This window comes from Brachyspira catarrhinii (assembly GCF_005518285.1).
GTDB classification, from domain to species: domain Bacteria; phylum Spirochaetota; class Brachyspiria; order Brachyspirales; family Brachyspiraceae; genus Brachyspira; species Brachyspira catarrhinii.
On record NZ_SJDU01000201.1, the window covers coordinates 1 to 4,204 of the forward strand.

4 protein-coding genes are annotated in these 4,204 nt (G+C 25.9%); 2 read left to right on the plus strand and 2 right to left on the minus strand.

Annotation, left to right across the window (positions count from 1 at the left end; genetic code table 11):
- Positions 1–229: 229 nt before the first annotated feature.
- Complete coding sequence (locus EZH24_RS07935; RefSeq protein WP_137998581.1) at positions 230–640, plus strand: hypothetical protein; 411 nt, start codon at positions 230–232, stop codon at positions 638–640.
- A gap of 503 nt (positions 641–1,143) precedes the next feature.
- Here the strand turns inward: EZH24_RS07935 and EZH24_RS07940 are convergent.
- Both EZH24_RS07940 and EZH24_RS07945 read right to left on the minus strand, forming a co-directional pair.
- Entirely contained in the window at positions 1,144–1,488 is a 345-nt protein-coding gene (locus EZH24_RS07940) for a hypothetical protein (RefSeq protein ID WP_137998582.1), read from the minus strand.
- 128 nt (positions 1,489–1,616) lie between these two features.
- Entirely contained in the window at positions 1,617–3,293 is a 1,677-nt protein-coding gene (locus EZH24_RS07945; protein WP_137998584.1) for a restriction endonuclease, read from the minus strand.
- 221 nt (positions 3,294–3,514) lie between these two features.
- On the opposite strand from EZH24_RS07945, the gene EZH24_RS07950 reads away from it, so the two are divergent.
- A partial coding sequence (locus EZH24_RS07950; protein ID WP_137998586.1) for a CCA tRNA nucleotidyltransferase occupies positions 3,515–4,204 on the plus strand: 690 nt, incomplete at its 3' end.

Genomic DNA, 4,204 nt, shown 5'->3' on the forward strand with positions numbered 1-4,204 from the left:
ATAATGAAGAAGAAATTAATAATAATTATACTAATTTGATAGATAAATTTAATAACATATTAAAAAATAAACATAACGGCTCTATATACATTAGTTTTGATAATAAAAATAACTTATAAACAAATAAAAATATATACCATAAAATTTTAAGTAATATGATTGACTTTTTACATTACTTAAATTATAATTTATTATAGTAGGAATTACTAATATTTTTTAGGGAGTATATTTGGCTATATTTGGTATAGGAGCTAATTTTGATAATCAGGATGTATCGGATATTTTTATTTCATGCTCTTTTATTGGCATCGGTTGGGGCATTGAATCCGCTCCAGATTTACATGAATTTATAAAATCATTAAAAGTCGGCGATATTATTTATATAAAATCATTTTCTCCTACTTATTCTAATCTTAAAATAAAAGGTATAGGACTAATTTCTAATTCTGAAATATTAAATGAAGAAACATCAGATGGAAATTTAACAATTGGACGAAATGTTTTATGGTGTTGTAAAGAAAAATTTGAATTACAAAAACCCAATGGAAAAAATAATGTTAGGAATAATTCAATTTACGAAGAATTTGACCCAAAAGTGCAAACAATAATTTTAGAAAAAATATTAAATTCTAATAAATAATTAATAATTACTTACAAATAAAAATTTTAAACTATAAAATAGGTGTCTATTTATTTATAATGTTGGAAAAAAAGAACATTATAAATATTTATATTTTAATTTATAAATTATACAATTTGTAAAAAGAAAAATTAAATTATAGAGGGAAAATTATGATGGTAAAATTAACCATAGAAAACGCTAACGAAGATTTGATAAAGACTATAAAAAGTATGGCAAAAATTTCAAAATCAAAAGTGAAAATACAAGAAAAAAAGGAATAGATAAAGCTATAAAATCTTACAAAAAAGAAAAAGACAATCTAAAAATATATAAAAACTTTGAAGAATTTGAGAAAGATTTATAATGTATAATTTAAACCCTCGTCAAAATTTAGAAAACAATACAAAAGATTAAACCAAAAAAATAAAGAAATAACTAAAAAATTATAAACAGACTTTTAAATGACGAAATATTAGAGCCAAAAAATATAAGAATATTGAAATTATATAAAGTAATAATTTTTATAAACCCTTTTTAAAATAATATTTTAAATATCCGTTTATTACCAATATGCAATTATTTTTATCCGTAAAATATAAATATGTGTCTGCATAATATCTTCCGCCAAAAATCATAGTGAATTTGTAAGTTGTTTCTACGCTTCGAGGTTGTCCGATTTTGAAACTCTGCGACTTAACGCCTTTTTCTTCAAAAATTCCGTATCCGAAATTATCTATCGTGATTTTTCTTCCAAAATTATCGTAATATTCGCCGCTTCTTTTTGAAAGAAAAATATCGTTTGAATATAATATTTGAAAATAGATTAAAAATAGTAGCGAAAAAATTATTTTAAATTTTGGACGCATATTTACTCCGTTTGATTAAATTTATTATATTTATTATATATTAAAATGATTGAAAATGTAATTAAAAGACAATAAAAAACGGGCTATTTTTAATATTTATTGGTAAAATATTTTATAAAAATAAATTATCAAAATTTTTCGTCTTTAAGCAAATTATTAAATTGACTTCTGCTATAAACTCTTATTCTATCGTTGTGCGAAACATAACTTTTTGCGCTACTGCTTAATTCTACGGGAGCTATTAATATTCCGTTTTTTGCTCCCGATTCGCTTACCATCATTAAAAAATCTCTTATCATTAATTCCCCGATTTCCGTTTTTTGCCATCTTTTAAAAGAAACCAATGTAAGGTCTTTTTTACTTCCCTTAATGCTATAAGTTAAATAGTTTATTTCTTCGTTATTATTCGCTGGATGAGTGGCGTCCGTATATTCTTGCACTATAACATAATTCGATAATTTTGAACGTATAACATTTTGACATAATTTTTTAAATGCCATTCTATCGAGAGAAAATATTTTATCGACTTTATACGAAGCCACTACATTACTTTCGGCGTTAGATTTTTCTTTGACTTTTATACTTTCCAAAATATTGTCTATATCCATAGTTTTTTTAACTTCGACTAAAGATAGAATATATATCGGATTTACGAAAGAAGCTTCCCATAAATTTACCGCTTTCTCCCAATTTTCAATATTCGTTTTTCCGACATAATTTTCATAATTATCGTTTTTATATTTTTCGTCTCCCAATTTATTTTCTTCTTTCAATCTATTTAATTGAGCCGTGGCTTTAATCACTTCGTTTAAATATGTTAGAATTTCGTCCAAATAATATATATTGAGTTCTGGAATATCAAACGATTTAACGACTTCAAAATAATTTTTAGAAACTTGTATATCTCCCAAAAAATAAGAATAAAATGCGTAGTCCAATATTAAATTGGCGTAATTTTTATTATTTTCTCCCATTTTGTATAAATTAAACAAATGATTATAAAGTGACTTAAATTTTTCGGATTCTTCGAGCTTGTATAATACGAACAAATAAAATTTATTTATATTAAATTCATGATTTTTATCAATCGGTTTATTTGCCAAAATACCTTCTATAAAAGTTTTCGCTATATTCAATTCTTCGGACAATATATAAAGCGATATTAAATCTTTATCCAAATTATGAATATATATTTTATTGTCGCTTAATTTATTTGTAGTCGCTTCTTTAATTAATCTTTTTCGAAACTCTTCGGCAAACGCTATACATCTTTTATAATCTTTCATTTTATACGAAACGAATACGGCGCATTTCAAATCTTCCGTCATGAATTCGCCTTTCGACACTATAGCCTTATTAAAATAATGATTTGATAATTTAAAATTTCCCTCTTTTGCCAAAATACTTGCCACTTTAATATTGTAAAAATTATTAGTCGGTTCGAGTTTTATGATTTTTACGGCATATTTGAAAGCTTCTTGTTTTTTGCCGAGTTCGTTATATTTGTTTTCGAGTTTTTTACAAATATTTAATTCTTCTTTTTTTTCCAATACTCCTTTATTGGCAAGCATTTCGTATTTGCTTAAAGCCGACTCCGTATCTCCTATTTCTTCTTCGCATTTTGCAAGCTCAAAAATAGCTCCGCAATCTTCGGGATTTTCTTCCACTCTCTTGTAAAGTTCTTCTATATTTCTTTTAATATCGCCAGAATTTTTTTCGCCCTTATAAAAAATATTTCTCAAAATTATTAAAGTGGAGGCAAGTAAAAAAACTGAAACGGCTATATATATAAAAATATTTTCCATAATACAAACCTTTTTAAATTTTCAAAACACAATTATATATTATTTTTTAATTAAATAAACAGCTATTATTATTATCGTTTTATATAATTTTTTATTTAAAGAAAATAAAAAATTATATATTAACCAAATAGTTTTATTCGAATATTAATTTGTAATTAATGTAAAATTGTATATACTATATAATTAACGATTAAATAAAAAAGATTGATTAGGAAAATAATTTGGAGAAAATTTTTACCGATATACCAGCGCCGATAAAAGAGATAGCGAGAATCTTAAATACGGAAGGCTTTCAATGTTTTTTGGTTGGAGGTTCGGTTAGAGATTCCATTATGGGATTTACTCCTAAAGAATACGATATAGCCACGAACGCAAAGCCCGAAGATGTTCAGAGAATATTTAAATATACGATTCCAACGGGAATAAAACATGGGACGATTCTTGTAATATTGGACGATATGCAAGTTGAGATAACTACTTTCAGAAGCGATGGAAATTATAGCGATGGAAGGCATCCCGATAAAGTGGAATATACGGCAAGCATCGAGGATGATTTGCCAAGAAGAGATTTGACGATAAACGCGATGGCTTATAATGTTTTGGACGGCACTCTTATAGATATGTTTGAAGGAATGAAAGATATTAAAAATAAAATTATTCGTTCGGTTGGAAATCCTTACGAAAGATTTACCGAAGACGGATTGAGAATAATGCGGGCGATAAGATTTGCCACAAGATTAAATTTCAATATAGAAAAAGAAACTTTTGAAGCGATATGTCATTCTACGGGAATGCTCACTTCAATCGCTTACGAAAGAATAAGAGAAGAGTTTAACGGAATTTTAATTTCCGATAATCCTTTTAGAGGAATAGAATTATTAAGAAAAACGGGAATACTCGCTTTAATAATG